At 69.4% G+C, this 25,325-nt stretch carries 24 protein-coding genes, 1 tRNA gene and 1 pseudogene; 9 read left to right on the top strand and 17 right to left on the bottom strand.

Features of this window, described 5'->3' with window-relative positions; genetic code table 11:
• Positions 1-3 precede the first annotated feature (3 nt).
• Together AB7E03_RS16825 and AB7E03_RS16820 are read right to left on the bottom strand one after the other, a co-directional pair.
• Positions 4-1,101, bottom strand: a complete 1,098-nt coding sequence (locus AB7E03_RS16825) for a Gfo/Idh/MocA family protein (RefSeq protein WP_489942474.1) — start codon at positions 1,099-1,101, stop codon at positions 4-6.
• The gene (locus tag AB7E03_RS16820) at positions 1,098-1,820 is read right to left on the bottom strand and encodes a sugar phosphate isomerase/epimerase family protein (protein WP_489942929.1); all 723 of its coding nucleotides are present in this window, start codon (positions 1,818-1,820) and stop codon (positions 1,098-1,100) included. Before AB7E03_RS16820 ends, AB7E03_RS16825 begins: the two co-directional genes overlap by 4 nt.
• 166 nt (positions 1,821-1,986) lie before the next feature.
• Between AB7E03_RS16820 and AB7E03_RS16815 the strand changes: the two genes are divergently transcribed.
• The 5 genes from AB7E03_RS16815 (at position 1,987) to AB7E03_RS16795 (ending at position 7,054) form a co-directional block, all read left to right on the top strand.
• Positions 1,987-3,177, top strand: coding sequence for an ROK family protein (locus AB7E03_RS16815; RefSeq protein ID WP_489942473.1), 1,191 nt, complete (start codon positions 1,987-1,989; stop codon positions 3,175-3,177).
• 67 nt (positions 3,178-3,244) lie between these two features.
• A complete protein-coding gene (locus tag AB7E03_RS16810; RefSeq protein ID WP_489942472.1) occupies positions 3,245-4,384 on the top strand; it encodes a Gfo/Idh/MocA family protein in 1,140 nt (379 codons plus the stop codon).
• Positions 4,385-4,387: 3 nt separating this feature from the next.
• On the top strand, positions 4,388-5,116 hold the full coding sequence (locus tag AB7E03_RS16805; protein WP_489942471.1) for a ThuA domain-containing protein: 729 nt from the start codon (positions 4,388-4,390) through the stop codon (positions 5,114-5,116).
• A gap of 43 nt (positions 5,117-5,159) precedes the next feature.
• Positions 5,160-6,203, top strand: coding sequence for a Gfo/Idh/MocA family protein (locus AB7E03_RS16800; RefSeq protein WP_489942470.1), 1,044 nt, complete (start codon positions 5,160-5,162; stop codon positions 6,201-6,203).
• Positions 6,200-7,054 carry a YqaJ viral recombinase family protein gene (locus AB7E03_RS16795; protein ID WP_489942469.1) on the top strand — a complete coding sequence of 285 codons (855 nt, stop codon included), beginning with the start codon at positions 6,200-6,202 and terminating at the stop codon, positions 7,052-7,054. Before AB7E03_RS16800 ends, AB7E03_RS16795 begins: the two co-directional genes overlap by 4 nt.
• Positions 7,055-7,104: 50 nt before the next feature.
• Here AB7E03_RS16795 and AB7E03_RS16790 read toward each other — a convergent pair.
• Positions 7,105-7,545: pseudogene (locus tag AB7E03_RS16790) on the bottom strand (DUF998 domain-containing protein); the annotation flags it as partial.
• A 382-nt stretch (positions 7,546-7,927) separates the two neighbouring features.
• Between AB7E03_RS16790 and AB7E03_RS16785 the strand changes: the two are divergent.
• Positions 7,928-8,896, top strand: a complete 969-nt coding sequence (locus AB7E03_RS16785) for an NADP-dependent oxidoreductase (protein ID WP_489942468.1) — start codon at positions 7,928-7,930, stop codon at positions 8,894-8,896.
• A gap of 1 nt (position 8,897) precedes the next feature.
• Here the strand turns inward: AB7E03_RS16785 and AB7E03_RS16780 are convergent, their stop codons facing one another.
• The 9 genes from AB7E03_RS16780 to AB7E03_RS16740 all read right to left on the bottom strand — a co-directional run bounded on the left by AB7E03_RS16780 (position 8,898) and on the right by AB7E03_RS16740 (position 16,567).
• Positions 8,898-9,443, bottom strand: a complete 546-nt coding sequence (locus AB7E03_RS16780) for a GNAT family N-acetyltransferase (RefSeq protein WP_489942467.1) — start codon at positions 9,441-9,443, stop codon at positions 8,898-8,900.
• Between the two features lie 118 nt (positions 9,444-9,561).
• Entirely contained in the window at positions 9,562-11,556 is a 1,995-nt protein-coding gene (locus AB7E03_RS16775; RefSeq protein ID WP_489942466.1) for a S53 family peptidase, read from the bottom strand.
• Positions 11,557-11,795: 239 nt separating this feature from the next.
• Positions 11,796-12,485 carry a 50S ribosomal protein L1 gene (gene rplA, locus AB7E03_RS16770; protein ID WP_441783609.1) on the bottom strand — a complete coding sequence of 230 codons (690 nt, stop codon included), beginning with the start codon at positions 12,483-12,485 and terminating at the stop codon, positions 11,796-11,798.
• Positions 12,486-12,557: 72 nt separating this feature from the next.
• Positions 12,558-12,989: a 50S ribosomal protein L11 gene (gene rplK, locus AB7E03_RS16765; protein ID WP_285114089.1), complete on the bottom strand. Its 432-nt coding sequence runs from the start codon at positions 12,987-12,989 to the stop codon at positions 12,558-12,560.
• 121 nt (positions 12,990-13,110) lie between these two features.
• Positions 13,111-14,031, bottom strand: a complete 921-nt coding sequence (gene nusG, locus AB7E03_RS16760) for a transcription termination/antitermination protein NusG (protein ID WP_489942465.1) — start codon at positions 14,029-14,031, stop codon at positions 13,111-13,113.
• 53 nt (positions 14,032-14,084) lie between these two features.
• Positions 14,085-14,357: a preprotein translocase subunit SecE gene (secE, locus tag AB7E03_RS16755; RefSeq protein WP_441783607.1), complete on the bottom strand. Its 273-nt coding sequence runs from the start codon at positions 14,355-14,357 to the stop codon at positions 14,085-14,087.
• A gap of 43 nt (positions 14,358-14,400) precedes the next feature.
• Positions 14,401-14,473: transfer RNA gene (locus AB7E03_RS16750), tRNA-Trp, on the bottom strand.
• Positions 14,474-14,672: 199 nt separating this feature from the next.
• A complete protein-coding gene (locus AB7E03_RS16745; protein WP_489942464.1) occupies positions 14,673-15,347 on the bottom strand; it encodes a LuxR C-terminal-related transcriptional regulator in 675 nt (224 codons plus the stop codon).
• Complete coding sequence (locus AB7E03_RS16740) at positions 15,344-16,567, bottom strand: ATP-binding protein (protein ID WP_489942463.1); 1,224 nt, start codon at positions 16,565-16,567, stop codon at positions 15,344-15,346. Before AB7E03_RS16740 ends, AB7E03_RS16745 begins: the two co-directional genes overlap by 4 nt.
• 115 nt (positions 16,568-16,682) lie before the next feature.
• On the opposite strand from AB7E03_RS16740, the gene AB7E03_RS16735 reads away from it, so the two are divergent.
• From AB7E03_RS16735 to AB7E03_RS16725, 3 genes are all read left to right on the top strand, one after another.
• The gene (locus AB7E03_RS16735; RefSeq protein WP_489942462.1) at positions 16,683-17,957 is read left to right on the top strand and encodes a PspC domain-containing protein; all 1,275 of its coding nucleotides are present in this window, start codon (positions 16,683-16,685) and stop codon (positions 17,955-17,957) included.
• Positions 17,958-17,985: 28 nt separating this feature from the next.
• The gene (locus AB7E03_RS16730) at positions 17,986-18,294 is read left to right on the top strand and encodes a hypothetical protein (protein WP_489942461.1); all 309 of its coding nucleotides are present in this window, start codon (positions 17,986-17,988) and stop codon (positions 18,292-18,294) included.
• Positions 18,295-18,392: 98 nt separating this feature from the next.
• Positions 18,393-20,483 (top strand): RecQ family ATP-dependent DNA helicase, encoded by a 2,091-nt coding sequence (locus tag AB7E03_RS16725; RefSeq protein ID WP_489942460.1) that lies wholly within the window; start codon positions 18,393-18,395, stop codon positions 20,481-20,483.
• 75 nt (positions 20,484-20,558) lie between these two features.
• Here the strand turns inward: AB7E03_RS16725 and AB7E03_RS16720 are convergent, their stop codons facing one another.
• The 5 genes from AB7E03_RS16720 to AB7E03_RS16700 all read right to left on the bottom strand — a co-directional run bounded on the left by AB7E03_RS16720 (position 20,559) and on the right by AB7E03_RS16700 (position 25,312).
• Complete coding sequence (locus AB7E03_RS16720; RefSeq protein WP_489942459.1) at positions 20,559-21,401, bottom strand: hypothetical protein; 843 nt, start codon at positions 21,399-21,401, stop codon at positions 20,559-20,561.
• Positions 21,402-21,523: 122 nt separating this feature from the next.
• The gene (locus AB7E03_RS16715; RefSeq protein WP_489942458.1) at positions 21,524-22,663 is read right to left on the bottom strand and encodes a UDP-N-acetylmuramate dehydrogenase; all 1,140 of its coding nucleotides are present in this window, start codon (positions 22,661-22,663) and stop codon (positions 21,524-21,526) included.
• Positions 22,660-23,085 carry a MaoC family dehydratase gene (locus AB7E03_RS16710; RefSeq protein WP_489942457.1) on the bottom strand — a complete coding sequence of 142 codons (426 nt, stop codon included), beginning with the start codon at positions 23,083-23,085 and terminating at the stop codon, positions 22,660-22,662. Before AB7E03_RS16710 ends, AB7E03_RS16715 begins: the two co-directional genes overlap by 4 nt.
• Positions 23,085-23,531, bottom strand: coding sequence for an FAS1-like dehydratase domain-containing protein (locus AB7E03_RS16705; RefSeq protein WP_489942456.1), 447 nt, complete (start codon positions 23,529-23,531; stop codon positions 23,085-23,087). The genes AB7E03_RS16710 and AB7E03_RS16705 overlap by 1 nt, the downstream gene beginning before the upstream one ends.
• A gap of 443 nt (positions 23,532-23,974) precedes the next feature.
• On the bottom strand, positions 23,975-25,312 hold the full coding sequence (locus tag AB7E03_RS16700) for a NosD domain-containing protein (protein ID WP_489942455.1): 1,338 nt from the start codon (positions 25,310-25,312) through the stop codon (positions 23,975-23,977).
• Positions 25,313-25,325: the final 13 nt, after the last annotated feature.

Below are 25,325 nucleotides of genomic sequence, written 5' to 3'. Positions count from 1 at the left end.
CCGTTACGCGAGCGTCGCCGCGCGCGGGTTCCAGTCTTCGGGAAGCGCTGGGGCGACCTCCACGGTGCTCTCCACCTCGACCGGAGTGCGCGACTCCCCCGCCTCGATCGTCGACACCATGATGTCGAGCACGTGGTACGCCTGCTCCCCGGAGGCGCGCTCCGGCACACCGGCACGGATCGCGCGCGCCAGCTCCACCACGCCGATGCCGCGCGTGTCAGTGGTGCCGGTCGCGGGCACCGTCTCGATGCCGTCGGCGCCGTGCACGAGTAGCTCACCCTCGAACGTGTTCGGGTCGGGCACCACCAGGGTTCCGTCAAGGCCCGCGACCTCGAATTGCGTGCGGCCGAGCTTCGAGTCGAAGCTGAACACCGACTGCGCCGTCTGACCGCTCTCGAACTCGAAGAGCGCGCTCACGTGCGTCGGAACCGTCACGGCAAACTCCTCGCCCGCACGCGGACCGGAACCGATCACGCGCGTCTCGCGGGCACGGGAGGCGGTTGCGCTGACCCGGGCGACCGGCCCGAAGATCTGCACGAGCGCCGTCAGGTAGTACGGTCCGATGTCGAACAGCGGGCCGGCTCCCTCCTGGAAGAGGAAGTCGGGGTTGGGATGCCACGACTCGGGGCCGGGGCTCTGTAGCAGCGTCAGCGCGGTCAGCGGCGCTCCGATGTCACCATTCTCGATCAGGCGCCGGGCCGACTGGATGCCCGAGCCGAGGAACGTGTCGGGCGCCGTGGCCACCCGCAGGCCCTTGGCGTGTGCGGCATCGAGCAGCGCACGGCCGCTGGCGCGGTCGAGCGAGAACGGCTTCTCGCTCCAGACGTTCTTGCCCGCCTCGAGCGCCCGCAGCGCCACCTCGACGTGCACCTTCGGGAGGGTCAGATTGACGACGATCTCGATACCGTCGTCTGCCAGGAGCTCCTCGACGGTGCCGGACTCGGCCACGCCGTACTTCTCGGCCTGCGCCTTTGCGCGCTCCAGGTCGATGTCGGCGACGAAGCGGACGTCGAGATCGGGGAAGGCGGTGAGGTTCTTGAGATACTCGTTGCTGATGACACCGGCGCCGATGACGCCGACTCCGACCGGGCCGCCGCTCATGCGAGGCCCTTGGAGGTGAGGAAGGCGAAGCTGTCGGCGACGGCCTCGAAGCGGTCGCCGCGCGAGTCGTCGAGCTCGATGACGCGCAGCGCGTCGGGCGCCGCGGCGATGATCTGCTCGATCGGGAGGGAGCCCTGCCCGACCGCCACCTGATCCTTGGTCTCAGTGGTACCGGGCCCGTCCTTGATGTGGAGGGCCACCACACGGTCGCCGAGCTTCGGAAGGAACTGGACCGGGTCGACACCGCCGACCGCCACCCAGTAGGTGTCCACCTCGAGCACGACCTCCGGGGCCAGCTTGCCGGCGAAGAACTCGAGCGCGGTCGCACCCTCGATGGTGCTCTCGATCTCGTGCGCGTGGTTGTGGTACCCGACACGCACGCCGTGACGGGCGGCGACCTCGGCGGCCGCGTTGAGCTGCTCGGCGATCTGCGCCACGTCATCCGCCGTCTGCCAGCGGTCGGGCGCCACGAACGGGTCGATCACGGTCTGGATGCCCAGCTCTTTCGCGGCGCCGAAGACCTCGTCGAGGTCGCCGCCGATGAAGCCCTGGTGGGTCGTGGGGGCCGAGAGGCCTGCCTCGGCGAGGCCCTGACGGAGGGCGTCACCGAAGGAAAGGAACGCGAAGGGCTCGACCTGGGTGAACCCGATGTCTGCGATGCGCTTGAGCGTGCCGACCGTGTCTTCGGTCAGGAGTTCGCGGACCGTGTACAGCTGCACGGAGACTTTTGACGTCGACACTGTTCTCCTCGTCGAGTTCTGGGAATGGGAGGCGCCGAAAGGCGCGTCTCCATTCAAACGGCACTTCTGCCGGAAGTCAATCAAAAGTCGCACGTTCGGAAAAGAACTTTGAGCGTCTCGACGGCACTGTGGTTCAATACCCTCTATGACCGACAGCGCGCGAGACTCGGTGCTCGTCGCCGCAGACGCCGCGGAGCTGCTGGCGATCCTGCGCGACGGCATCCCGCGAACGCGCGCGCAGCTGGCCGAGTTGACCGGGATGGCGCGCTCGACGATCGCCTCCCGGATCGACACGCTGACCGCAGCCGGGCTCGTCGCCCCCGCAGGCGACGACGTCTCCTCCGGCGGCCGGCCGCCCTCGCGCATCCGCTTCAAACCGGAGTCGCGCGTGATCGTCGCGATCGACCTGGGCGCCACCCACGGCGTCGTGGCCCTTGCCGATCTGGCGGGTAACATCACCGCGAGCGCCACTCGCCGCCTGCGCATCGCCGACGGACCTCAGCCCGTGCTCGATTGGGCGATCGAGACCGCGTCGGAGCTCTACATCGCCAGCGGCAGGCAGCCGGAGGAGCTCATCGGTGTCGGCGTCGGCGTGCCAGGACCGGTGGAGCACTCCACCGGCCTACCCGTGAATCCGCCGATCATGCCCGGCTGGGACCGTTTCGACATTCCCGCGTACATCCGCCGGGTGTTCGATGTCCCCGTGCTCGTCGACAACGATGTGAACCTGCTGGCCCTCGGCGAGCAGGCTTTGATGTGGCCGGATGAGACGGACCTGTTGTTCGTCAAGGTCGCCACGGGAGTCGGCGCCGGCATCATCAGCGGCGGCCGGCTGCAGCGCGGCGCCCTGGGTTCGGCCGGAGACCTCGGCCATGTGCGGGTACCGTTCGGCAGCGACACCCCGAGCCATGGCGAGCAGGATGCGGATCTCGAGTCGCTGGTGAGCGGACCGGCCATCGCCCGCGCCCTGTCGCAGGCGGGCCTTCCGGCGGAGACGAGCGATGACGTGGTGGCCCTTGCACTGACCGGCAATCCGGCCGTCCAGAACGCGATTCGGCAGGCCGGCCGCGACCTCGGAGCGGTGGTCGCCACCTGCGTCAATCTCCTGAATCCGTCGATGATCGTCGTCGGCGGCAGCCTCTCCCGCGTCGGCGAACAACTCCTCGCCGGGATGCGCGAGGTCGTCTACCAGCGGTCCACGCCCCTGGCGACGCAGCATCTCACCATCACCCAGTCGCGCTCCGGCGAGACCGGCGGCGTGATCGGTGCGGCCATCATGGTCGTGCAGCGCGCCCTCGATCCGGAGGCGGGCACCCCGCGGTCGCTGTTCCGCTGACCGTCGGCGGTGGCCCATCCCCCACATCCACCATCGAATCGATTCGAATCCATCTGAAAGGAATGCCGTGAGCACGACCAGCGAATCCCCCGCCCGTCCCCTCCGGGCCGGAGTGATCGGCCTCGGCTGGGCCGGCCAGCAGCACATGGCGGCGTACGACGCCCTCCCCGGCGTCGAGCTCGTCGCCATCGCCGGGATGGAGGACGGCCCGCGCGCCGCACTCGGTAAGACGTACGGACTCACCCGTCTGCACCGCGACTGGAAGGACCTCGTCGCCGAGGGCGACCTCGATGTCGTCAGCGTCGCCGTCCCCACCTTCCTGCACGCCCCCATCGCCGTCGGAGCGCTCGACGCCGGCATCCACGTGCTCAGCGAGAAGCCGATCGCGCGTACGGCGGCGGAGGCGCAGACGATGGTGGATGCGGCTCACCGCGCCGGCCGCGTCCTCGAAGTCGCCTTCAACCACCGCCGCCGCGGAGACATCGAGGCCCTGAAGGCGGCGATCGACGACGGCCAGATCGGCCGGCCGTACCACGCCCGCGCCATCTGGCTGCGCCGCGCCGGCATCCCCGCGCTCGGAAGCTGGTTCACCAACCGCGAGATGGCCGGGGGCGGGCCGCTGATCGACATCGGCGTCCACGTGCTCGACTACGCCCTTCACCTGTTCGGCGAGCCCCGTGTCGAAGCCGTCTCGGCGGTCACCCACTCGGAGCTCGGGGTGCGCGGGCGCGGTGGAGCCGTCTCCGACAAGCAGCACGTCGGATCCGAGTACGAGGTCGAAGACCTGGCGAGCCTCCTCCTGCGCTTGGAAGGCGGCGGCTCGATCGTCATCGAGACCAGCTGGGCGGCATACCGGCCGGCGGGCGACGAGTTCGGGATCACGCTCTACGGCACCGAGGGCGGCGCCGACCTCCGCGTCGTCGACTACGCACCCTCGGGCGAACTGACCATCTTCACCGGCGACGGGGAGCAGAGCGAGGACATCACGGTCACGGCCGACCCCGGACGCGGCCACCTCGCCGTGGTCGAGACGTTCCTCGAGCATGTCGCCGACCCGGCGGCCTGGTCGAACTGGGACGGATCGCTCGCCCTCGATCGGGCGCGTGTCATCGACGCCGCCTACGAATCGGCCCGGCTCGGCGCGGAGGTCCGGCTGTCCGCCACGACCGACGTCACCGAGCCGGCCACCGTCACGAAAGGAGCATGACCCATGGCACTGAACGTCACCGTCTGGAACGAGGGCGTCCACGAGGCGACCCAGCCCGAGATCGCCGCGATCTACCCGCACGGCATCCACGGCGCCATCGCCGAGGGGCTGAGCGAGCTGCTCGGCGACGAGGTCGCCGTCCGCACCGCCACCCTCGACGACCCGGAGCATGGACTCAGCGAGCAGGTGCTGGAGCAGACCGATGTGCTGCTGTGGTGGGGCCACATCGCCCACGACCGGGTGTCGGACGACGTGGTCGAGCGCGTCCGCCGACACGTCCTCAGCGGGATGGGACTGATCGTCCTCCACTCCGGGCACTTCTCGAAGATCTTCATCCGGATGCTCGGCACGACGTGCTCGCTGCGCTGGCGGAACCCCGAGGGCGGCGAACGGGAGCTGGTCTGGAACGTGAACCCGACGCATCCCATCGCGGAGGGCGTCGAGCAGCCCATTGTGATCGACGCGCAGGAGATGTACGGGGAGTTCTTCGACATCCCCACCCCGGACGACCTGGTCTTCATCAGCTCGTTCACCGGCGGGGAGGTCTTCCGGTCGGGCGTGACCTTCACACGCGGCCGCGGGAAGATCTTCTACTTCAGCCCGGGCGACCAGGAGTACCCGGTCTACTTCCACCCGCAGGTGCGGCGCGTGCTGGCCAACGGCGTGAAGTGGACCGCTCCCGTAGCGGGCGCGCGGCAGGCACCCGAAGTCTCCAACCCGCAGCCCGTCTGAACCCGAAACACCCGAGCACCGAACACCCGAGGAGACCGACCGCATGACCGACGCACTGAGCACGCTTCCCGAGCCGCGGCATCCCGACCCGGCCGATGCCCCGCCTCTTCGCTGGGGCGTGCTCGGGCCCGGCGGGATCGCCGCCGACTTCACCGATGCGCTGCACCGGCACTCGCGCCAGCGGGTCGTCGCCGCCGGCTCGCGGTCCGCCGAGCGCGCCGCCGCCTTCGCCGCCGCGCACGGGGTGGAGCGGTCGCACGGTTCGTACGAGGCCCTGGTCGCCGATCCCGAGGTCGACGTCGTCTACGTCGCGACGCCGCACAGCGAGCACCTCGAGCACGCACTGCTCGCGATCGCCGCAGGCAAGAATGTCCTCATCGAGAAGCCGATGGCCGTCACCGCCGACCAGGCGCGACAGATCGTCGCAGCGGCCCGAGCGGCCGGGGTCTTCGCGATGGAGGCCATGTGGACGCGCTACCTGCCGCAGACCGACATCGCCCGGCAACTGCTCGAACGGGATGCGCTGGGCGAGGTCCGGGTGGTCACGGCCGACTTCGGCGGCCGCGCCGCCTACGACCCGTCGAGCCGCCTGTGGAACCCGGAACTCGCCGGCGGGGCCCTCCTCGACCTCGGTGTGTACACCGTGTCATGGGCGTCGTTCGCGATCGGCGCCCCGGCGGGCATCATCGCCAGCGGCACGCTCGCGCCGACCGGCGTCGACGACCAGGCGGCGCTCGTACTCTCGTCGGCGAGTGGCGCGCAAGCGCTCCTCAGCACCACCCTGCGCGCGGGTACACCCTCCCTCGCGACGATCTGCGGCAGCGAGGGCCGCATCGAGACCGACAGCCCGTTCTGGGGACCGAGCGGCCTGCGGGTGTTCCGCGCCGACGGCACACTCGCCGCGCACTGGCGCGACCCCTACGGCCGCCCGCACCGCGACGGGATGGCGTACGAGGCGGCCGCCCTCGCCCGCTATGTCGCCGAGGGCCGGACCGAGTCGCCGGTGCATCCGCTGGCCGAGGCGGTCGACACGCTCGCGACGATCGACGAGGCGCGCAGGCAACTCGGGGCGACGCGCGTGGAGTGACGGCGATGGTCGGCGGGAGGCGGCACAATGGAGAGGTGCTCGACTCCGCTCCGTACCGCAACGCCGACCTGTACCGGCCGGGCGTGCTCGCGGATCTGAGTCCCGCTCGACCCGCGCCGGTGCCCGTGATTCCGGCGGTCCCTGGCCAAACCGGGCATCTCGCCCGCGTCGTCGCGCGGTCCAGTGACCGGGTCGGCTGGTTGCGGGCACGCAGCCGGGGCATCACGGCGACCGACGTCGCGAAGCTCACCAGCCCGCGCTCGCTTCGTGCGGCCGTCTACGACAAGCTCCACGGCACCGGTTTCAGCGGCAACAGCTACACCCAGCACGGGCGCTCCCGCGAGCCGGAGATCGCCGCCTGGGTCGCGGCGACGCACGGCATTGAGCCGTCCGACTACCTGTTCCACGCCGAGCGCGACCGCCGCCACCTCGCGACACCGGATGGTCTGATCGCCCGCACCGGCGGCCGGATCGAGCTGTGCGAAATCAAGACCACCAACAAGCCGTTCCGCAGCATCCCCCGCCCGTACCTCCGCCAGATCTGGTGGCAGCAGTACGTGCTGGGCGCCGAGCGCACCCTGTTCGTCTGGGAGCAGCACGACGGCTTCGTCCCGCTCCGCGACGAGCCGGAGTGCCGCTGGGTGGACCGCGACGAGGCCGAGATCGCCAAGCTGGTCGCGCTGGCGGCTGACCTGATCGAGCTGTTGCGTCAGGCCACTTCGGCGGGAGCACCTGCCGGGGCTGCTCCCGTGGCCCCAACCCCTGCGGCCGCCTCGGCCGCAGCGACGCCCGTGTCCGCTCCGGCCGCATCCACCATCCCCACCGGGATGCGCGTCAGCGCCACGGCGTAGACCGCGATCCAGGCGACGGCCACGGTCGTCCCGACCAGCTCGAGCCATGCTCCGACGTCGGCCCCCACACGGACGATCGCGAGCAGTCCGCCGACGATGGTGATGACGGCGACAGCGGCGCAGCTCACCCGGGAGAGCCGTGACAGGCGCGGGAGCCCGCGGCTGAAACCGACCTGCAGCATGGCGAGGCACGCGGCGGCGAACCCGACGACCGCCGCGACGGTGTGGACGAGATCCTGGATGGTCGACTTGGGGTCGATGATCGGGACCGGGCAGTACGCGGTGCAGGTGACCTGCGACGCCAGTACGAAACACAGTGCTGCGAAGCCGAGCGTGATCGCCGGCGCCCAGCGGCGGAGGACCGGCGCCGACGAGCGCACATGCCCGCTCGCGAGCGCGATCGAGAACCCGCCCGCTGCGATCAGCAGCAGAGCGAGCGCGAAGGGACCGGCCGTCGCGGCGCCCTTGGCCCCGAGTTCACTGACATACACCGGGTACGGGACGGTCAGCCGCGCAGCCCAGATGAGGGTGAGCCCGCCGAGCACGCACGCGGTGCCCAGGGCCAGGAGGACCGGCACCGCACGCTGCCAGCCGCGCGCCGGCAGCGGGACGCCGAAGGGCTCGCGGGCGATCCGCAGCAGTCGTCGCACCTGTGGCTCCCTCGGGTCCGCCCGTCGTCGTGTTCGTACCCTCGGCTCGGGCAGGCCCGGGTCGAAGCAGCTTACCCAACGCAACCCTGGGAAACGTCCTGGGGGTATCCGAAACAGACTGTTCACATGCAGTGACCCGGCCGTAACACCGGTGAATCATCGGCAGGCTTGACTGAAGATCGGCCGCGCCGCCGCAGGCAGGCCACCGACGAGGGGACGACGAATGCCGAAGACCATGCGGGCCGCGCTGCTGGACTCCCCCGGAGAGCCCGAGGTGCTGCGCATCGGCGAGACCGCGTACCCCGACCGCGTCAACGCGGAGTTCCTCGTCAAGGTGGTCGCCTCCAGTGTCAATCCGATCGACGCGAAAACGCGGGCCGGTCGCGGGGTGTTCGGCGCCATCCACACCCTGCCGGCAGTGCTCGGCCACGACTTCAGCGGGGTCGTGGTGGAGTCGCCGTTCAGCGCGCATCCCATCCGCCCGGGCGACGAGGTGTTCGGGATGGTGATGGTCCCCCGCCTCGGCGGCAGCTACGCCGAATACGTCTCGGTGCCCTCGCTCAGCGTCGTGCGGAAGCCCGCGACGCTCAGCCACATCGAGGCCGCCGCCGTACCGCTCGCCGCCCTGACCGCGTGGGGCATGGTCGTCGAAGTGGCGAAGGCGCACGAAGGCCAGCGGATGCTCATCCACGCGGGCAGCGGAGGCGTCGGTCACTTCGCCGTGCAGTTCGCGTCGTACTTCGGCGCCCACGTCATCGCGACGGCGTCCGGCTCGAAGGCGTCGTGGCTCCGGTCCCTGGGGGCCTCGGAAGTGATCGATCACACGACGACGCGGTTCGAGGAGGTCGTGCACGACGCCGACGTGGTCATCGACCTGGTGGGCAACGTTCACGACGAGACGGGGACCCGGTCACTGTCGGTGCTCCGCCACGGCGGCCTCATCGTGAACGTCCCGACCGGTAGCTGGCCGGGCTTCGCGGAGGACGCAGCAGCCGCGGGGGTTCGAGGCACCGACTACAAGGTCGCACCCGACGGGAGCACCCTCGCGGTCATCGCCCGGCTGCTGGAGGCGGGGAACGTGCGCGTGCACGTCGACCAGATCTTCGCTCTGGAGCAGATCGCCGAGGCCCACCGTGCCATCGAGGACGGCCACACCCGCGGTAAGATCGCGCTCAAGGTCGCCGAGGGCTGAGTCAGACCCCGGGGTTCAGCGCACGCTCCATCACCCAGTCGTCCTCGTACCGGTCGCCGACGAGGAACCGCTTGCTGCCTACCCGCTCGAACCCATGCTTGCCGTAGAAGCGCTGGGCCCGCCCGTTCTCCTCATTGACCCCCAGCCACATCCCCTGGGCGCCGGCCTCCGAGCCGACCCGCAGGCTCTCCGCCATGAGCCGTCCCGCCACGCCCTCGCCGTGGTGGCCGGGCAGCACGTAGCACTTGCTCAGCTCGGCCGTCGGCCGGGCGCGCACGCAGGCGCGCACATCGTCGTCGGCCGGCTCGCCCAGGTTGACCATGGTGTAGCCGATGGCGAACCCGTCGACATCCTCCGCCACCAGTAGCCGACGGGATGCGTCGGCCAGGTACTCGACGAAGCGCTCCTCGGAGAGCACGGAGGCGATGAACGCAGCCTTCGCCTCCTCCGTGGTGTGCGGCGGGCAGGCGAGCGGGAAGGTCGCGGCGGCGACCACCGCGAGGGCTGCGGCGTCGCCGGCGGCGGCCGGGCGGATGGTGACGGTCACCCGCCCAGCCTAGCCAGCGCATCCACCCGACGCCGACGAGTCCGCGCCGCCGCACGCAGCGGACCGGCCGCCCCCGATCAGGAGACGGCCGGTCCGTGCTGCGGAGAGCGGGAGTCGGCTAGTGCCGGCCCTGCGCCACCCAGCTGAGCAGGTCGAACGAGACACCGCCGAGGCCGGTGACGTCGTCGTATCCCTTCGCCGTCTTCAGCGAGGTGTCCTGATCCATCGAGACCAGGTAGGTGTTGCCGCTGATCTTGCTGGTGTAGACCAGCGCCTGCGTCGGGTTCTGCGGCAGCACGTCGCGGAACGCGTTCGGCAGGATGCGCTTCACGCCGTACAGCGTCGGGTTCGCGAAGCCGATGGTGGCGTGGGTCGCCTGCTGCACGATCGCGATCTGAGCGGCGACGATCGGCGAGGCCAGCGACGTGCCGCCGTAGGTCTCGTTGATGTAGTCGCCGGTCTCCAGCGTCGTGTCGTCGATGATCGGGCGGATGCCGATCAGGAACCCGGTGTACGGGTCGGCCAGGGCCGCCACGTCCGGCGAGACGCGCTTGCCGTTCGCCAGGGCCGCGGGGACGATCCCGCGCTGGTAGTCCGGCTGTGCGAACACGGCACTCACCCCACCGCCGGCTCCGCCGACGAATCGGGTGCCCGGCAGCGGCTGGGCGTAGCTCAACGTGCCGTCCGCGTTCTTGACGATCTGGTCGAACTGGTCGCCCCAGCCTGTCTCCCACGCGATCTTGCCGTTCTTGTCGATGCCGGTGCTCGTGCCGCCGACCGAGGTCACCCACGGCGAGGAGGCCGGGAAGTCCGGGGACGGGTAGCCGAGGTTCGCGACCTCGTCACCGTTGTCACCGCTCGAGAAGTACAGACCGATGCCCTCGCCCGCCGCCTGGAGCTGCAGGTTCACCTCTCCCTGGATCACGTCGGCCGGAACCGCTTCACCCACGTTGCCGTAGCTGTTGCTGACGATGTTGGCGAGCTTGTTGTCGAGGATCTTCGACATCGCGACGTCGAGGCCGCCACCGCAGTTGAAGCCTCCCACGTACAGGATGCGCGCCCCGGGAGCGATGCCGTGCACCGACTCCACGTCGAGCGTCTGCTCGCCCTGCCATCCGCTGGGGTACTGGCACAGCGCCTGGTCGACGAACTCGCTCGGGCTCGGAACGAGCTGCTGGTAGCTGGAGTTGGTCAGGCCGGGCTCGCCGTTCTGCTGCGAGTAGCTGTTGACATCCTTGACGATGGTCGGGCTGGCGTACGCGTCGATGATCGCGACCGTCTGTCCGGAGCCGTTGATGCCGCGCTTGCCGAGGTCGGTCAGACCGTAGGCGCTGCGCAGCTGCTGGGGTGTGTAACCGCAGTTGTAGGTGCTGTACTGAGTGTTGCCGTTGTACGCGGGCGGGACCGTGACCGTGTGCTCGCCGACATAGTGCGAGCAGGGCGTGTCGATCACCGGCGCGGCGGCCGCCTTGCGCGAGAGCTGCGGCGTGCCCGAGGGACCGAGGTCGCCCTGCTTGATCGAGTCAGGACGGGTCAGGGTGCGCGACTGCTCGATGCTCACACCGGACACCTTGGCGCCGATCGACGTCGGCAGCGACGGCGCCGAGGCCGGCGCGACGAGCTGGCGGCCCGCGTAGCTGAACGAGTGCAGCGACGTGCCGAAGATGGATCCGAGCTGATCCGGGGTACCTCGGAACACCACGTACTGGCGACTGTCCGGAACGGCGGAGATGGTCAGCCCGGCCGCCTTCAGGAAGCTGACGACGGCATCCGAGTCGGCCTGCGACGGCGAGAACCGGTTGATCCACTGCTTCGGGGTGAGGGCCTTGCGGTACCCGCGATCTAGCGGGTTCGAGACGGCCTTCGCGAGAGCCTCCGCGCCGCGCTGATCGCGCAGCGGCAGGTAGATCTCGCCCTCGACCGTCTCGTCGGCCGGGGCGGCGCCTGCGTCGTTCGCCGCGGTCGCCCAGGAGGGGACGGAGCCGGCGTAGGTCACGCGGTCGGCAGCGTTGGCCGCCGACGCACCCGCCAATGACAAAGCCACCACGGCAGACGTGGTGGCGATGATTCCGAGGGCCCTCTTGTGAAGGGATCCCGTGGTGCGATGTGCCATGAATGTCATCCTTAGCTCGGACGGACTCTACTGTGAGCCATCGCGCTCGGAGCGCGACAAGAGCGACCCTAGACCGCGCTGTTCTACCACCACAAGAGGGGGTAGAACCTTCTGTTGCGATACTTTCCAGAGGTGAACGATCCTCATCGATCGCAGGGGCCCGACTACCCGGGAAAACGCCGATGGGGCCGGGACCGGCAAGCGGTCCCGACCCCGTCGGGAGTGTTCGTGAAACGAACTCAGATGGCGTTGACGTCCAGCGGGATGCCCGGGCCGAACGTAGTCGACACGGCGCCCTTCTGGATGTAACGGCCCTTCGAGGCGGACGGCTTCAGACGCACGACCTCTTCGAGAGCGGTCGTGATGTTGTCGTTCAGCTGCTCGGCGGTGAAGCCCGCCTTGCCCACGACGAAGTGCACGTTGGAGTGCTTGTCGACGCGGAACTCGATCTTTCCGCCCTTGATGTCGGAGACGGCCTTGGCCACATCCGGGGTGACCGTTCCGGTCTTCGGGTTCGGCATCAGACCACGCGGGCCGAGCACCTTGCCGAGACGACCGACCTGGCCCATGAGCTCCGGGGTGGAGACGGCCGAGTCGAAGTCGGTGTACCCGCCGGCGACCTTCTCGATCAGCTCGGCGCCGCCGACCTCGTCCGCACCGGCGGCGATGGCCGCCTCAGCGGCCGGGCCGGTCGCGAACACGATGACGCGGGCGGTCTTGCCCGTACCGTGAGGAAGAATGACGGTACCGCGGACCATCTGGTCCGCCTTGCGCGGGTCCACGCCCAGCTTCAGCGCGACCTCGACGGTCGAGTTGAACTTGGCGGAACCGGTCTCCTTCGCCAGAGCGACGGCTTCTTCGGGCGTGTAGAACTTTCCGGCCTCGATCTTCTCGGCCGCGGCCCGGTAGGCCTTTGACTTCTGTGCCATGTGATTTCTCCTAACGAGAATGTGGTGCGAGCCTGGCCGGCTCTTCCACGAGATGTCCTGAGGGGGTCGGGCTTACGCCTCGACCGTGATGCCCATCGAGCGGGCGGTGCCTGCGATGATCTTCGACGCCGCGTCGATGTCGTTGGCGTTGAGGTCGACCATCTTCTGCTCGGCGATCTGGCGCACCTGCTCCTGGGTCAGCTTGCCGACCTTGTTGGTGTGCGGGACGCCGGAGCCCTTGGGGACTCCTGCAGCCTTCTTGATCAGTTCCGCCGCCGGCGGGGTCTTCAGGACGAACGTGAACGAACGGTCCTCATAGACGGTGATCTCGACGGGGATGACGTTGCCGCGCTGCGACTCGGTCGCCGCGTTGTACGCCTTGCAGAACTCCATGATGTTCACGCCGTGCTGACCCAGGGCCGGGCCGATGGGCGGGGCCGGGTTGGCGGCGCCGGCGTTGATCTGAAGTTTGATCAGACCGGTGACCTTCTTCTTCGGTGCCATGTCTCTTCCTTCTTTGTGTGTTCGAGCGGCTCAGGCGGCAGCCCTCGTCGCTCTCCCGGTTTCTCGGCCCTTCCGAGACCCGGTGTTCTTTGGAAAACAGTGGGGAGGCTCTGGATGTTCCCTAGAGCTTCGTGACCTGGTCGAAGCTGAGCTCGACCGGCGTCTCGCGCTCGAACAGGGAGACGAGCACGGTGAGCTTGCCGCTCTCCGGCTTGATCTCGCTGATGGAGCCGGGAAGGCCCGCGAACGAGCCCTCCTTGATGGTGATGGTCTCGCCGATCTCGAAGTCGACCTCGGCGGGGATGACGCGCGCGGTGGTCTTCTGACCCTTCGCGGCACCCTTGGCGGGGGCTGCCTCGACCTGCACGAGGCTCTTCAGCATCGAGAAGGCCTCTTCGAAACGCAGCGGGGTCGGGTTGTGGGCGTTGCCGACGAACCCGGTGACACCCGGGGTGTGGCGGACGACCGACCAGCTGTCCTCGTTGAGGTCCATGCGAACCAGGACGTAGCCCGGGATGCGCACGCGGTTGACCATCTTGCGCTGGCCGTTCTTGATCTCGACCACATCCTCCATGGGGACCTGCACCTCGTAGATGTAGTCCTCCATGTTCATCGAGACCATGCGGTTCTCGATGTTGGACTTCACGCGGCGCTCGAAGCCCGCGTACGAGTGGATGACGTACCACTTGCCGAGCTTGGCGCGCAGTTCTGTGCGGAACTCCTCGTACGGGTCGGTGGAGACCTCTTCTTCGTCCTCGACGGCTTCGAGCGCGGCCACGGCCTCGTCTTCGCTGTCGACCTCGAGGGCCTCGTCGACCGCACGGTCGGCTTCCGGGTCCACGGCCTCCGCCATGGCGTCGAGGACCGCGTCGAGATCGATCTCGGTGCCGTCGTCGGCGACGACGTGCAGAGCCTCGTGCTCGGCGGAGTCGGACGCCTCGTCCTCGCTGGCGAGGACGTTGCCGGTCTGCGCCTCGTCGTCCTCGGAGGACTGCTCAGCAGCGGGCGCCCAGTCCACGTCGTCGCGATTCGTCTCAGACACTGAATTCATTCCATTTCTTGTCGGGAAGGCCGGTGCGGCCTGATCGACGTCGTCTACTTCGGGTTTCCGAACACCCAGACGACACCCATGCCGAACACCCAGTCAAGGAGTGACACGAGAGCCATCATGATCACCACGAAGACGAGTACGACGCCGGTGTAGCTGAACAGCTCTTTGCGGGTCGGGGTGACGACCTTCTTGAGTTCGCCGATGACCTGCCGGATGAACAGGGCGATCCGCGCGAAGGGGTTGCGCCGTTCAGCGCGGTCCTTCTTCGCGTTGGCGACGATCTCCTCGCTCGGCTCGTCGATTACCTTTCGGGCCACCTCGTTACACCTTTCGTGGATCGGCACCAGTGGTGCCGACTTGCAGGGCGGACAGGAATCGAACCTGCAACCTGCGGTTTTGGAGACCGCTGCTCTGCCAATTGAGCTACCGCCCTAAGGAAGCGAACCACCGGCTTCCTGCGCTGGCTTCTCCAGGCTAACCGATCGCGCATCCGAACGTGCTGCGGATGCCCGGCCGGAGCGAGGCAGTGCTGCCATCGCCTCACCGAAAAAGGGCGCAAAAAAGCTTGGCAGATTCAACCACCGCGTCAAGTGTACGGGACGCAGCAGCCCGGCCGCAAAGCGGTCACCTCGCTACAGGAGTTTGCGCTCCAGCGCCCACGCCGTGAGTTCATGCCGGGACGACAGCTGCAGCTTGCGGAGCACCGCGGAGACGTGCGTCTCGACCGTCTTGATCGAGATGAACAGCTCGGCGGCCACCTCCTTGTAGGCATACCCCCGGGCTATCAGACGCATCACTTCACGCTCACGGGCCGAGAGGCGGTCGAGCTCGTCGGTGGATTCGGCCTGCTCGCCCGAGGGGGCGCCGAAGGCGTCGAGGACGAAGCCGGCGAGGCGCGGCGAGAACACAGCATCTCCGCCCGCGACGGCGACGACGGCGTCGCTCACCTGCCCACCGGAGCTGCCCTTGGTGAGGTAACCGCGGGCGCCGGCGCGGATCACGCCCACCACATCCTCGGCGGCGTCGGACACGCTGAGCGCAAGGAACCGGGTCGACGGGGTCTCCGCGGCCGTACGGCGGACGACCTCGGCTCCTCCGCCTCCCGAGCCTCCGGGGAGGTGCACGTCGAGCAGCACCACGTCGGGGCGCGTCGCCAGCACGGTCGCGACCGCGGCATCCACATCGGCGGCCTCGCCCACCACCTTGAGCCGCCCGTCGAGGTCTGCGCGCAGCCCGGAGCGGAAGATGGAGTGGTCGTCCACGATCACGACCGTGACGGGCCGGTCGCTGCCGGAAGGTTCGCTCATGTGGTCTCGCTCGCGATGTCGATGCTCAACTGGATCTCGGTGCCGCTCTCGCGCGCCGATACGGTGGCCTGACCGCCGGCGCGGCGCATGCGGCCGATGATCGATTCTCTGACACCGAGCCGCCCTTCGGGAAGGGATCCGAGGTCGAAGCCCGGTCCGCGGTCGCGCACGAACACATCCACCCGGTCGCCGGCATGCTCGACGTAGACGGACACGTCTCCGCCGGCATGGCGGGCCGCATTCAACATGGCTTCGCGGGCGGCCGCTCCCAACTCCGAGGGCGCGCGGCGCACGGGCTCCCCCACCGAGACGATGTCGAAGTGGACGGCATGCTCGACCTCGAGCGCCGCAGCGACTTCGCGCAGCTCGGCGGCGAGGTCGCGCTCCTGGGCGTCGGTGGCCGCACGGCCGTCCGTGAACAGCCACTCCCGAAGCTCGCGCTCCTGTGCCCGGGCGATGCGGCCGACCTCGCTCGAGGCGCCCGCGCGGTTCTGGATGAGCGCGAGCGTCTGCAGCACCGAGTCGTGGAGGTGCGCCGCCATCTCGGCGCGCTGCTCCTCCTTGATGCGCGCGGTGCGCTCGGAGATGAGCTCCCGCCACAGCCGGAAACCCCACGGGGCCACCAGCACGGCCGCACCGGCGAACGTGGTGATCAGGATGCCGACCCACAGCATCCCGGACCCGCCGACGTTCTGCGTGAGGCCGATGGCCAGCGCGACCGCGACGAGGAAGGCGCCGCACGAGATCCGGAAAGCGGTCGGTGAGAGGGGTGCGAACGCGGCGGGCTCCTCGTCCGCCAGCTGCTCCCAGGCGACGGCGACGACGAGCAGTGCCGCGGATGCCGCGAGTGCGCCGAAGGCCGGCCCGAGCGCTCCGCCCGCGGCGAGCACCACCGCGGCGATGCCCGCCGCGGCACCCGCGCCCGCGAGCACCCAGGGGACGTTCACACGGCGACGCACCCCGTCGGCCGGGTCGTCGGCCGACGGCGCGCGCAGCGGCGTCAGAGCCCAGAGCCAGAGGTAGAGCAGGATGCCGGCCCCTCCGAGGAAGGCCGAACCGACGAAGATCCAACGGACGGCGGCGACCGGCCAGCCCAGGTGGTCGGCGAGCGCGACGCTCACTCCGCCGACCGCGCACGACCGGGGGCGCGCCAGCGGCGGACGCTGGGCTCCCGGCCGCTGGGCGCCGGTCCGGGAACCGGCGGGTGCTGTCGACGACATAGCCACGATCCAAGCAGACCCCGACCCGACCCGCACGAGAAGAGCGGCACAATCAGGGTCCGCTCAGGGGTTCACCGGATACCCGGGCCGCCCGTGCGCCGCCAGGATGAGGAACATGTCACAGAACGATTCGACTCCCCCGCTGGGTACGCCGGCGAACCCGTACGGCGGTCCGCAGACCGGATTCTCCGGCCGCGGAACGCGATTCTTCGACTGGATGCGCAGCCTCGGCGTCGTTCGCGCCGACGGCTGGCTCGGCGGCGTCTCCGCAGGTGTGGCGTACCGGCTCGGCATCGACCCCCTGATCGTGCGCGGCATCATCGTGGTGGCCGGCATCCTGGGCGCCCCGGTGCTGCTGCTGTACGCGGCGGCGTGGGCGCTGCTCCCGGATCGCGAGGGGCGCATCCACCTGCAGCAGCTGTTCGACGGCGACTTCCAGCCGCCGATCGTGGCCATCGGCGTGATGGTGCTGCTGTCGCTGCTGCCGTGGACGAGCGGCGGCTGGTGGGCGGTCGGTCCGTTCTGGGATCTGCCGGCGTGGGGCGACGTGATCGGCCGGGTGGTGTGGACGCTGGTCGTGATCGGGGCGGTTGTCGCGTTGATCGTGGTCGCGGTGCGGAACTCGGACGCACGTGCCGCGAGGAGCGGGATGCCGATGGGGGGTGCCACGGCGGGGAGCGGTGGAATGGCTGCGAGCGCTGCGACGGCGGATGCTGCTTCGACGGCGGATGCTGCTTCGACAGCGGACGCCGCTTCGACAGCGGATGCCGCTTCGACAGCGCCGACGACGGCTGACGCGCAGACGGCATCGGCTCCCACGGTCCCCCCGGAGCCGGTGCTCGACATCGCCGCGGAACCCGCGGCGCCCCCGGCTCCGAAGCTCGGCGCCTCCCCCGACGAAGTCGCGGACTGGCAGCAGCGCCAGGCGCAGTGGCGTGCCGAGCACGCGGCGTGGAAGCAGCGGCTCGCGGCCGACATGCGCGCGGTGAAGGCTCAGCGGTCGGCCGAACTCCGCACCCAGGTCAGCGTGGCGACGGCCGAAGCGGCCGCACGGCGTGAGGCCTACCGGGCGGCCAACCCCCGCGTCGGCGCTGCCATCGGCTGGCTGACCGTTGGACTTGCCCTCGTGGCCGGTTCCCTGGCCGCGATCGTGTGGCCGCAGCTGGCCGACGTCGGTCGATACACCACCGCAGCGGGGCTCGCGGCGGCGACCCTCGTCGTCGGAGTCGTCGTCCTCATCGCCGGGATCGCACGCCGCCGCAGCGGCTTCCTCATCTTCCTCGGGATCCTGCTCGCCGTACTGACCGGAGCCGCTCTGTTCCTCGCGGGGGACGGCGTCGCCGGCATCCACATCACCACCGAGGGCCTGCCGGTCCTATTCCAGCGCTGACACCCGAGAACGAGCAGGAGACCTCACCATGACCGAGCCGCAGCTCCCGTCGAACACCGCCCATCTCTCCCCCGCAACCTCCTCCAACGGCTCCTCCGTCCCTGCGCCCGTGCGCTGGGGCGGGGTGGTCTGGGGCATCCTGCTGACGCTCTTCGCCGCCTGTACCCTCTTCGTGCTCTCGTCGTCCGAGCGGACCGCGGACGTCGCGTCCTGGCTCGGATCGCTGACGGCTCCATCGGCCTGGGCGCTCGGGGCTGCGCTGCTCGGCCTCGTCATCGTCGTCTCGGCGCTGCTCGGCGGGATCCGCTCCGCTCAGCGTCGCCGCGTGCGCCTCTGAGCCGGAGCCGATCCGCTCACAGCTGCCGTGGGTGCGGGTTCCTCCACAGTTGCCACCGATGCGGCACGGGCGTCAGGCGTCCCTGAGACGATGGCTCCATGACCACAGCAACCGATGCCCTCAGCAGTCTCCGCGCCCTCGTCGGGCGACCGGAGGCCGAATTCCACGACGGGCAGTTCGAGGCGATCAGCGCTCTGGTCGACGACCATCGGCGAGCGCTGGTGGTGCAACGGACGGGCTGGGGCAAGTCGGCCGTCTACTTCGTGGCCACGATGCTCCTCCGGGCGCGTGGAGCCGGGCCGACCATCCTCGTCTCTCCCCTTCTCGCCCTCATGCGCGACCAGGTGTCCGCTGCCGAGCGGGCCGGTGTGCGGGCGGTGACCATCAACTCGGCCAACCGGCACGAATGGGAAGAGGTGGCGGCGAAGCTCCGCGACGACGCGGTGGATGTCCTCCTCGTTTCGCCAGAGCGGCTGAACAACCCGGAGTTCCGCGACACCCAGCTTCCGGCGCTCGTCGACCGCAGCGGCCTCCTCGTGGTCGATGAGGCGCACTGCATCTCCGACTGGGGCCACGATTTCCGGCCCGACTATCGACGGCTGCGCGACCTCATCACTCTCCTGCCGGAGGGAGTGCCCGTGCTGGCGACCACCGCCACGGCGAACGAGCGCGTCGTCGCCGATGTGGTGGAGCAGCTCGGCACCGGTCGCGAAGCCGACGTGCTGACGATCCGCGGTCCGCTCGCGCGCCGGTCTCTGCGCCTCGGGGTGCTGCCCCTTCCGGATGCCACGAGTCGGCTGGCCTGGCTCGCCGGCCACCTGGGCGACCTCCCGGGCAGCGGGATCGTCTACACGCTGACGGTTTCGGCGGCGGAGGACACCGCCCGGGTGCTCCGGAGAGCAGGCCATGAAGCGCATGCGTACACGGGGCAGACGGACACCGCCGAACGCGAAGACCTCGAAGGGCGACTCAAGCGCAACGAAGTGAAGGTGCTCGTCGCGACAAGCGCCCTCGGCATGGGCTTCGACAAGCCCGACCTCGGGTTCGTGGTCCATCTCGGGGCGCCGTCGTCTCCGGTCGCGTATTACCAGCAGGTGGGTCGCGCGGGCCGGGCCACGGACAACGCAGACGTGCTGCTGCTTCCCGGTCCGGAAGACCAGGCGATCTGGCGATACTTCGCCACCGCATCGATGCCCTCCCGCGAGAAGGCGGCCGCCGTGCTGGAGGCACTCGGTTCCGCGCCCGTGTCGACGCGCGTCCTCGAGAGCCGCGTCGACCTGCGTGCGTCGACGCTCGAGCTGCTGCTGAAGGTGCTGGACGTCGACGGAGCGGTCCGTCGCGTGAGCGGCGGTTGGGTGGCGACCGGCTCGCCGTGGGAGTACGACGAGGAACGCTACCGGCGCATCGCCGCCGCCCGTGAAGCCGAGCAGCAGTCGATGCTCCAGTACGAGTCGACCGACGGTTGCCGGATGGAGTTCCTGCAGCGCGCCCTCGACGATCCGGACGCCGGTCCCTGCGGGCGGTGCGACAACTGTGCGGGTGTCTGGTACCCGTCGGAGATCGACGGCGGCACCGCGAGCGAGGTCGGATCGCTGCTCGACCGCGTCGGGGTCGAGATCGAGCCGCGCAAGCTCTGGCCGACCGGGGCCGACTCGCTCGGCGTGCCTGTCCGGGGCAAGCTCCGGCCTGAGCAACAGCTGCGGTCGGGGCGCGCGCTGGCCCGGCTCACCGATCTCGGCTGGGGTGGTCGCCTTCGCGAACTGTTCGCCGACGACGCACCCGACCAGGCCGTGCCACCCGCGATCCTCGACGCCTGTGTGCGGGTCCTCGCCGACTGGGACTGGGATGCGCGGCCCGGCGCTGTCGCGGCGATGCCGTCGCGTCGCCGCCCGCTGTTCGTGGAGTCGCTCGCCCGCGGCCTCGCGGGGGTGGGGCGGCTACCGTTCGCCGGCACGCTCGGCTGGCGCAGCGGGCCGCCGAGCGGGGCTCCCGGTGGCAACAGCGCCTTCCGACTGGCGTCGGTGTGGGATCACTTCTCCGCCGACGGCCTGGAACTCCCGGTCGGCGTCCCTGTGCTGCTCGTGGATGACCTCGTCGACAGTCGGTGGACGGTCACGGTCGCGGGGCAGGAACTCGTGCGAGCGGGGGCGAGCGCCGTGCTGCCGTTCGCCGCCGCGCTCCGCAGCTGAGGGGCCGTCCACATGCCGCGCCCTGTGCGGTGCGGATGCGGGTGCGCGCACGCTCTGCGCGCGCACCCGCGCGACTCAGATGAAGTCGCCGCCTCCGCCGAAGTCGCCTCCACCGAAGTCACCGCCGCCACCGAAACCGCCCCAGTCGCCACCACCGCCACCGCCACCGAAGTCGTTGCCGCCCCAGGCGTCGCCGCCGGACCCGGCTCCGCCGCCGTCCCAGCCGCCCGCGTCGACGGAGCCGTCTCCACCGGATGCGTTCTCGACACCCGAGCTCCCGTCGCCGCCCTGATCGCCGCCGGAGCCGCTGTCGCCGCCCTGGTCGCCGTTCTGGTCGTTCGTGTTCTGGTTGTCGCCGTTCTGGTCGCCCGAACCGTCCGCTTGGTTGTCGCCGGGGCCAGGCAGGAAGGTGCTTACGAGCGCGGACCCGATGACGTACCCGGCCACGCTCCCGAGAAGGGAACTCGCGAACATCCCGCCGAGGCCAGGGCCGCCGTACCCGCCGCGGCCTGCGCCGCCGCCGAGTGCGCGCTCGAGGGTCCCGGGCTGACGGAGCTCCGAGCGGGTGGCCGCCTGCGCGAGCGAGCGCGGGTCGTCGCCGCGCGGCTGCTCGCCTGCGGGTGCGCTCTCGCTCAGCTGCTGGAACAGCAGGCGCCGCTGATCCGGCGACAACCGGGCGAAAGCCTCCTCGTGCACCTGCTCGATCGTCTCCGGGGGCGCCGTACGAAGCAGGTAGCGATACCGCTCGACCGCGATCTCATCCTCGCTGCGGGCCTGGCCGCCGGCGGGTGCTTGACCGGCGGCAGGCGCTCCGCCCGCGGGCCGCTGGCCGCCGTACGGCTGGTAGGCGGCGTTCTGCGTCTGAGAGCCGTTCGGCCGCGGTTCCTCGCGTCCGAAAAGGCGGTCCAGGAATCCCATGTCGTTTCCTCCGGTCCGGCATGGCGCGAGCGCGCCGTGATGCGTTCAGCTTATGGAGCGCGACGTGAGAATACTCTCAGAGTTCGTCGAACGTCAGCCCTGCGTCTGGGGGGAGTCCGCCGTCAGAGTTCCAGTCCGACCAGCATGGGCTCGGGCTGCAGAACGACACCGAACTCGGCCTGGACGCGCGACTGGATGAATGTGGCCAGTTGCACGACATCCGCTGCACTGGCGCCGCCTCGGTTCACGATGGCAAGCGTGTGCTTCGACGAGATGGCCGCGCCTGAGCCAGGCAGCGAGAACCCGCGACGGATCCCGGCGTTCTCGATGAGCCAGGCCGCGCTGAGCTTGACCGTGTACTCCGCTGCCGCGAGCGGCGGCACGTCGAGCGGATACACACCGCCGGCCGGGATGCTGAAGACAGTGTCGGGCTCCAGCGGATCCTGCGGCCAGCGCGGAGCATTGGCCGGCAGCGACCGCGCGAACTCCTCCGAGACGATCGGGTTGGTGAAGAAGGAGCCGGAGGAGACGGAGTCGGGGTCCGCCGGGTCCAGCACCATGCCCTTCGACGAACGCAGCGCGAGCACCGCACGCCGCAACTCGGCGACGGGAACGCGCGAGCCGAGGGGAACGCCGAGGGCGTCGGCGAGCTGGGCATACGCGACCGGCGCGCTCAGCGGCGCGCCGATGTCACCGAGCACCGTGTTGTCCGTGAGTTCCAGATCCACCGACAGCACCACTCCGCGCCGACCGCGCTTCAGCGTCGATGTCCGATATCCCAGACCCAGGTCGCGCCGAGCGAGGTACACGACTTCACCGCTCTGGTCGTCCAAGAACTCGAGGCTGACGAGCGCTGACTCGAGCTCCTGGCCGTACGCACCGATGTTCTGCACCGGCGCGGCGCCCGTCGAACCGGGGATGCCGGAGAGGGCTTCGATCCCCGACCAGCCGTTCCTCACGGTGAACGCGACCAGGTCATCCCAGGGCTCGCCCGCTTCCACCCGCAGACGCACCCGCCCCTCGGGAGCGTCGAGCCGCTCGACCCCACGGGTGCGGATGTGGATGACGGTCCCGTCGAACCCCTCGTCGCTCGCGACCGTGTTGGACCCGCCGCCGAGCAGCAGCCAGTCCTCGCCCATATGGCGCGCCTCGAGCACGGCATCCACCAGCGCGTCGCGGCTGTCGGCGGGTACCAGTCGTTCGGGCACCCCGCCGACGCGGATGGTGGTCAGGTCGGCGAGCGCCGGAGACGTGTCGGTCATGCCAGCCGTACGCGGACCTGCGCCTTGCCGAGCACCGTCGAGCCGTCGAACGTGGTGGTCAGGTCGATCCGGGCGACGCGGGCCTCCGCATCCAGCTGCCCGACCTTCGCGGAGACGGTGACCGTCGCTCCGGTCGCCGGGTCGACGACGACGGGGCGGGTGAAGCGCACCTGGTAGTCCTCGACGAGGGCAGCGTCGCCCGCCCAGTCGACGACCGGCTGCACCGAGAGACCCATGGTCAGCATCCCGTGCGCGATGACTCCGGGCAGCCCGACCGAGGTGGCGACGTCGTCGCGGTAGTGGATGGGGTTGAAGTCGCCGGAGGCTCCCGCGTAGCGGACCAGCGCGTCGCGGCTGAGCTCGACCGTGCGCTCGGCGACCACGTCGCCGACGGACAGGCTGTCGAAGTCGGGGGCGGCCATCATTCGTCTCCTCGCACGACCAGGGTGGAGGTGGCGGTCACGACGTGCTGCCCGTCCGCGCCGACGATGGTCGACTCGGCGGTCACCATCGAGTGGGCGCCGAGCGACTTGACCGAGGTGACCCGCAGGGTCGCGGTGAGCTCGTCGCCGGCCACCACCGGACGGGTGAAGGTGAAGCGCTGGTCGCCGTGAACCACACGGGTGAAGTCGATGCCCGCATCCGGCTCCGCGAGCAGCTGGGCGAGCGTCGCCTCCTGCACGACCACCGGGAACGTGGGCGGCGCGACGAGGTCGGGGTGACCCGCGGCGCGCGCCGCATCCACATCGAAGGAGATCGGTGACGTCGCGAAAACGGCCCGCGCGAACTCGCGGACCTTCTCGCGCCCGACGAGGTATGGCGGGGTCGGCGGGAACTCCCGCCCCTGCAGCTCTGGGTTCACTGGCACCCGACGATTCTACTGACCCCCGACTGGGCGCCCCCGGGCCGGCAGAAGACCCCGGACGGCAGAAGACCCCGGACGGCAGAAGACCCCGGACGGCAGAAGACCCCGGAAGCCTTACGGCCTCCGGGGTCTTCACGCTCGGTGCTAGCGCCTTACTGGCAGCTGTCGCACTGCAGCAGGTCCATCGGGTCGACGGGAACCGAGTAGCCGCCAACGCTGTCGTTTTCGTAGTCCATGATGGCCTCCCCTAGAAGTCTTGGTGAGCCGCGTTCCCGCGGTGTTCACCCACTATATAACCCGAATGACACGATTGTCATTCCACTACATGTTGTGTTTTGGGGTTTTTTTCTTCTTCCCCCAAAACTAGGGGGAACCACCGACATTCGTGGCTCAAACTTCGCGCCGAAGAGGCACCGCTCGGCGTGTCGCCAAGCGAGCCGGATGCATCAAACGACAGTCGGCGTCGGTCGAAATGCGTTCGCGGCCTTGTCGGCGATCACCTGGGTGTCTGTCCCCGAATCGAGGATCGTGTTCCCTGACGATGTCGGCTCCACCAGAACGGTGACGATGTCGAGGCTTCGGGCTGCGGCTGTTGTGAGCAGCGCATCCACCTGGGCATCGAATGCCGAGTCTCCCGAGGTGGCGCGGACATCGAGGGCGACCATGTGGTTGCTTGCGAGGTAGTTGTGGCCTCCCTCCGCGAGCCGAACGATCACAGGGGTGGCCTCGCTGGGGTGCAGCTTCTCGGAGTCGACGATCTCAGAGAAGTGGTTTCCGATCACCGAGTTGTTGGTGCCTTCGATCACCAGGAGCCCGAAGAGGTCGTCGCGCCCGTTGTCCACCTCCAGGAAGGGCGCCCAGGGTTCGCGGTCACGCAGCAGGTGGTTGGAGCCGATGAGATTTTCGGAGGCGTTGCCCTCAAGGATCAGCATGCCTGGGTAAAACGAGTGCAGGCGGTTGTTCGTCACACTCGACCGAGTGACGTTCCTCAGATGGACGCTGCTGGCGCCGCGAGGAAAGACATTGTTCGCCGTGATGAGCAGCCCGCCGTGGTTTTCGGCGTAGATGGAATGTCCTCTGAACCCCGCTCCGATGAGGTTGTCGGTCACCTTCGATGCCTGGCCCCAGCCCCGCAGTTCGATGCAGCTGCCGCTTTCGGCGATGAAGTTGTCGTGGATCGAGAGCGCGTCGGCGTTGTAGATGGTGAGGGCGTGTTCGAGGTACACGAATCCCATGCCGTTCACACGGAAGGAATCGTTCGCGCTTGCGACATAGATGCCCGTCTTGCCGTTGACGTAGGTGTTCTCGGGGTCAAGACCCGATCCGTCCGCGACGAAATGCAGGCCGTCGATGCAGAAGTTCGAGAACTCGACGGAGCTGATTCGCGGGCTCCCCGTCCTGTTCACCAGGAACGCCGCCCCGGCTGACTGGTCTTCCCCGCCATCCGCAGCAATGTCGACCAGGATGCGGCTTCCGCCGGGCCAGAGCTCGTGCAGATCCGGCCACTCCTCTTCGGGGACGTTGAATCGGATGCTCGAGGAGGTGAAACCGTGTCCCGACCCTTCGATTCGAAGGAAGCTGATGTCGATCACCACCTGGGTACGAAGGCGGTAGTCGCCCGGCGGGATGTAGATCACGGCTCCGGGCTTGCCGCCGTCTCGCTGAGATGACGCGCCCTGACGGTTCTTGACGTCCGCGATGATGCTGTTGATCACCTCACCGATGTCCTCAGCTGCGTCGCCGACAGGCCAGTGGGTCACGTCGTAACGGTTGGTGCTCGACATGTGTCCGTCCAAT

The organism is Leifsonia sp. RCC_180 (genome assembly GCF_058138205.1).
The sequence above is the reverse complement of the archived record's forward strand: the minus strand, read 5'-3'. Positions and strand labels throughout refer to the sequence as shown.

Coding starts and splice junctions, on each gene's coding strand:
- AB7E03_RS16825 (WP_489942474.1), bottom strand. CDS start 1,101: ATGAGCGGCGGCCCGGTCGGAGTCGGCGTCATCGGCGCCGGTGTCATC.
- AB7E03_RS16815 (WP_489942473.1), top strand. CDS start 1,987: ATGACCGACAGCGCGCGAGACTCGGTGCTCGTCGCCGCAGACGCCGCG.
- AB7E03_RS16805 (WP_489942471.1), top strand. CDS start 4,388: ATGGCACTGAACGTCACCGTCTGGAACGAGGGCGTCCACGAGGCGACC.
- AB7E03_RS16800 (WP_489942470.1), top strand. CDS start 5,160: ATGACCGACGCACTGAGCACGCTTCCCGAGCCGCGGCATCCCGACCCG.
- AB7E03_RS16785 (WP_489942468.1), top strand. CDS start 7,928: ATGCCGAAGACCATGCGGGCCGCGCTGCTGGACTCCCCCGGAGAGCCC.
- AB7E03_RS16775 (WP_489942466.1), bottom strand. CDS start 11,556: ATGGCACATCGCACCACGGGATCCCTTCACAAGAGGGCCCTCGGAATC.
- rplA (WP_441783609.1), bottom strand. CDS start 12,485: ATGGCACAGAAGTCAAAGGCCTACCGGGCCGCGGCCGAGAAGATCGAG.
- rplK (WP_285114089.1), bottom strand. CDS start 12,989: ATGGCACCGAAGAAGAAGGTCACCGGTCTGATCAAACTTCAGATCAAC.
- AB7E03_RS16745 (WP_489942464.1), bottom strand. CDS start 15,347: ATGAGCGAACCTTCCGGCAGCGACCGGCCCGTCACGGTCGTGATCGTG.
- AB7E03_RS16740 (WP_489942463.1), bottom strand. CDS start 16,567: ATGTCGTCGACAGCACCCGCCGGTTCCCGGACCGGCGCCCAGCGGCCG.
- AB7E03_RS16735 (WP_489942462.1), top strand. CDS start 16,683: ATGTCACAGAACGATTCGACTCCCCCGCTGGGTACGCCGGCGAACCCG.
- AB7E03_RS16730 (WP_489942461.1), top strand. CDS start 17,986: ATGACCGAGCCGCAGCTCCCGTCGAACACCGCCCATCTCTCCCCCGCA.
- AB7E03_RS16725 (WP_489942460.1), top strand. CDS start 18,393: ATGACCACAGCAACCGATGCCCTCAGCAGTCTCCGCGCCCTCGTCGGG.
- AB7E03_RS16720 (WP_489942459.1), bottom strand. CDS start 21,401: ATGGGATTCCTGGACCGCCTTTTCGGACGCGAGGAACCGCGGCCGAAC.
- AB7E03_RS16715 (WP_489942458.1), bottom strand. CDS start 22,663: ATGACCGACACGTCTCCGGCGCTCGCCGACCTGACCACCATCCGCGTC.
- AB7E03_RS16710 (WP_489942457.1), bottom strand. CDS start 23,085: ATGGCCGCCCCCGACTTCGACAGCCTGTCCGTCGGCGACGTGGTCGCC.
- AB7E03_RS16700 (WP_489942455.1), bottom strand. CDS start 25,312: ATGTCGAGCACCAACCGTTACGACGTGACCCACTGGCCTGTCGGCGAC.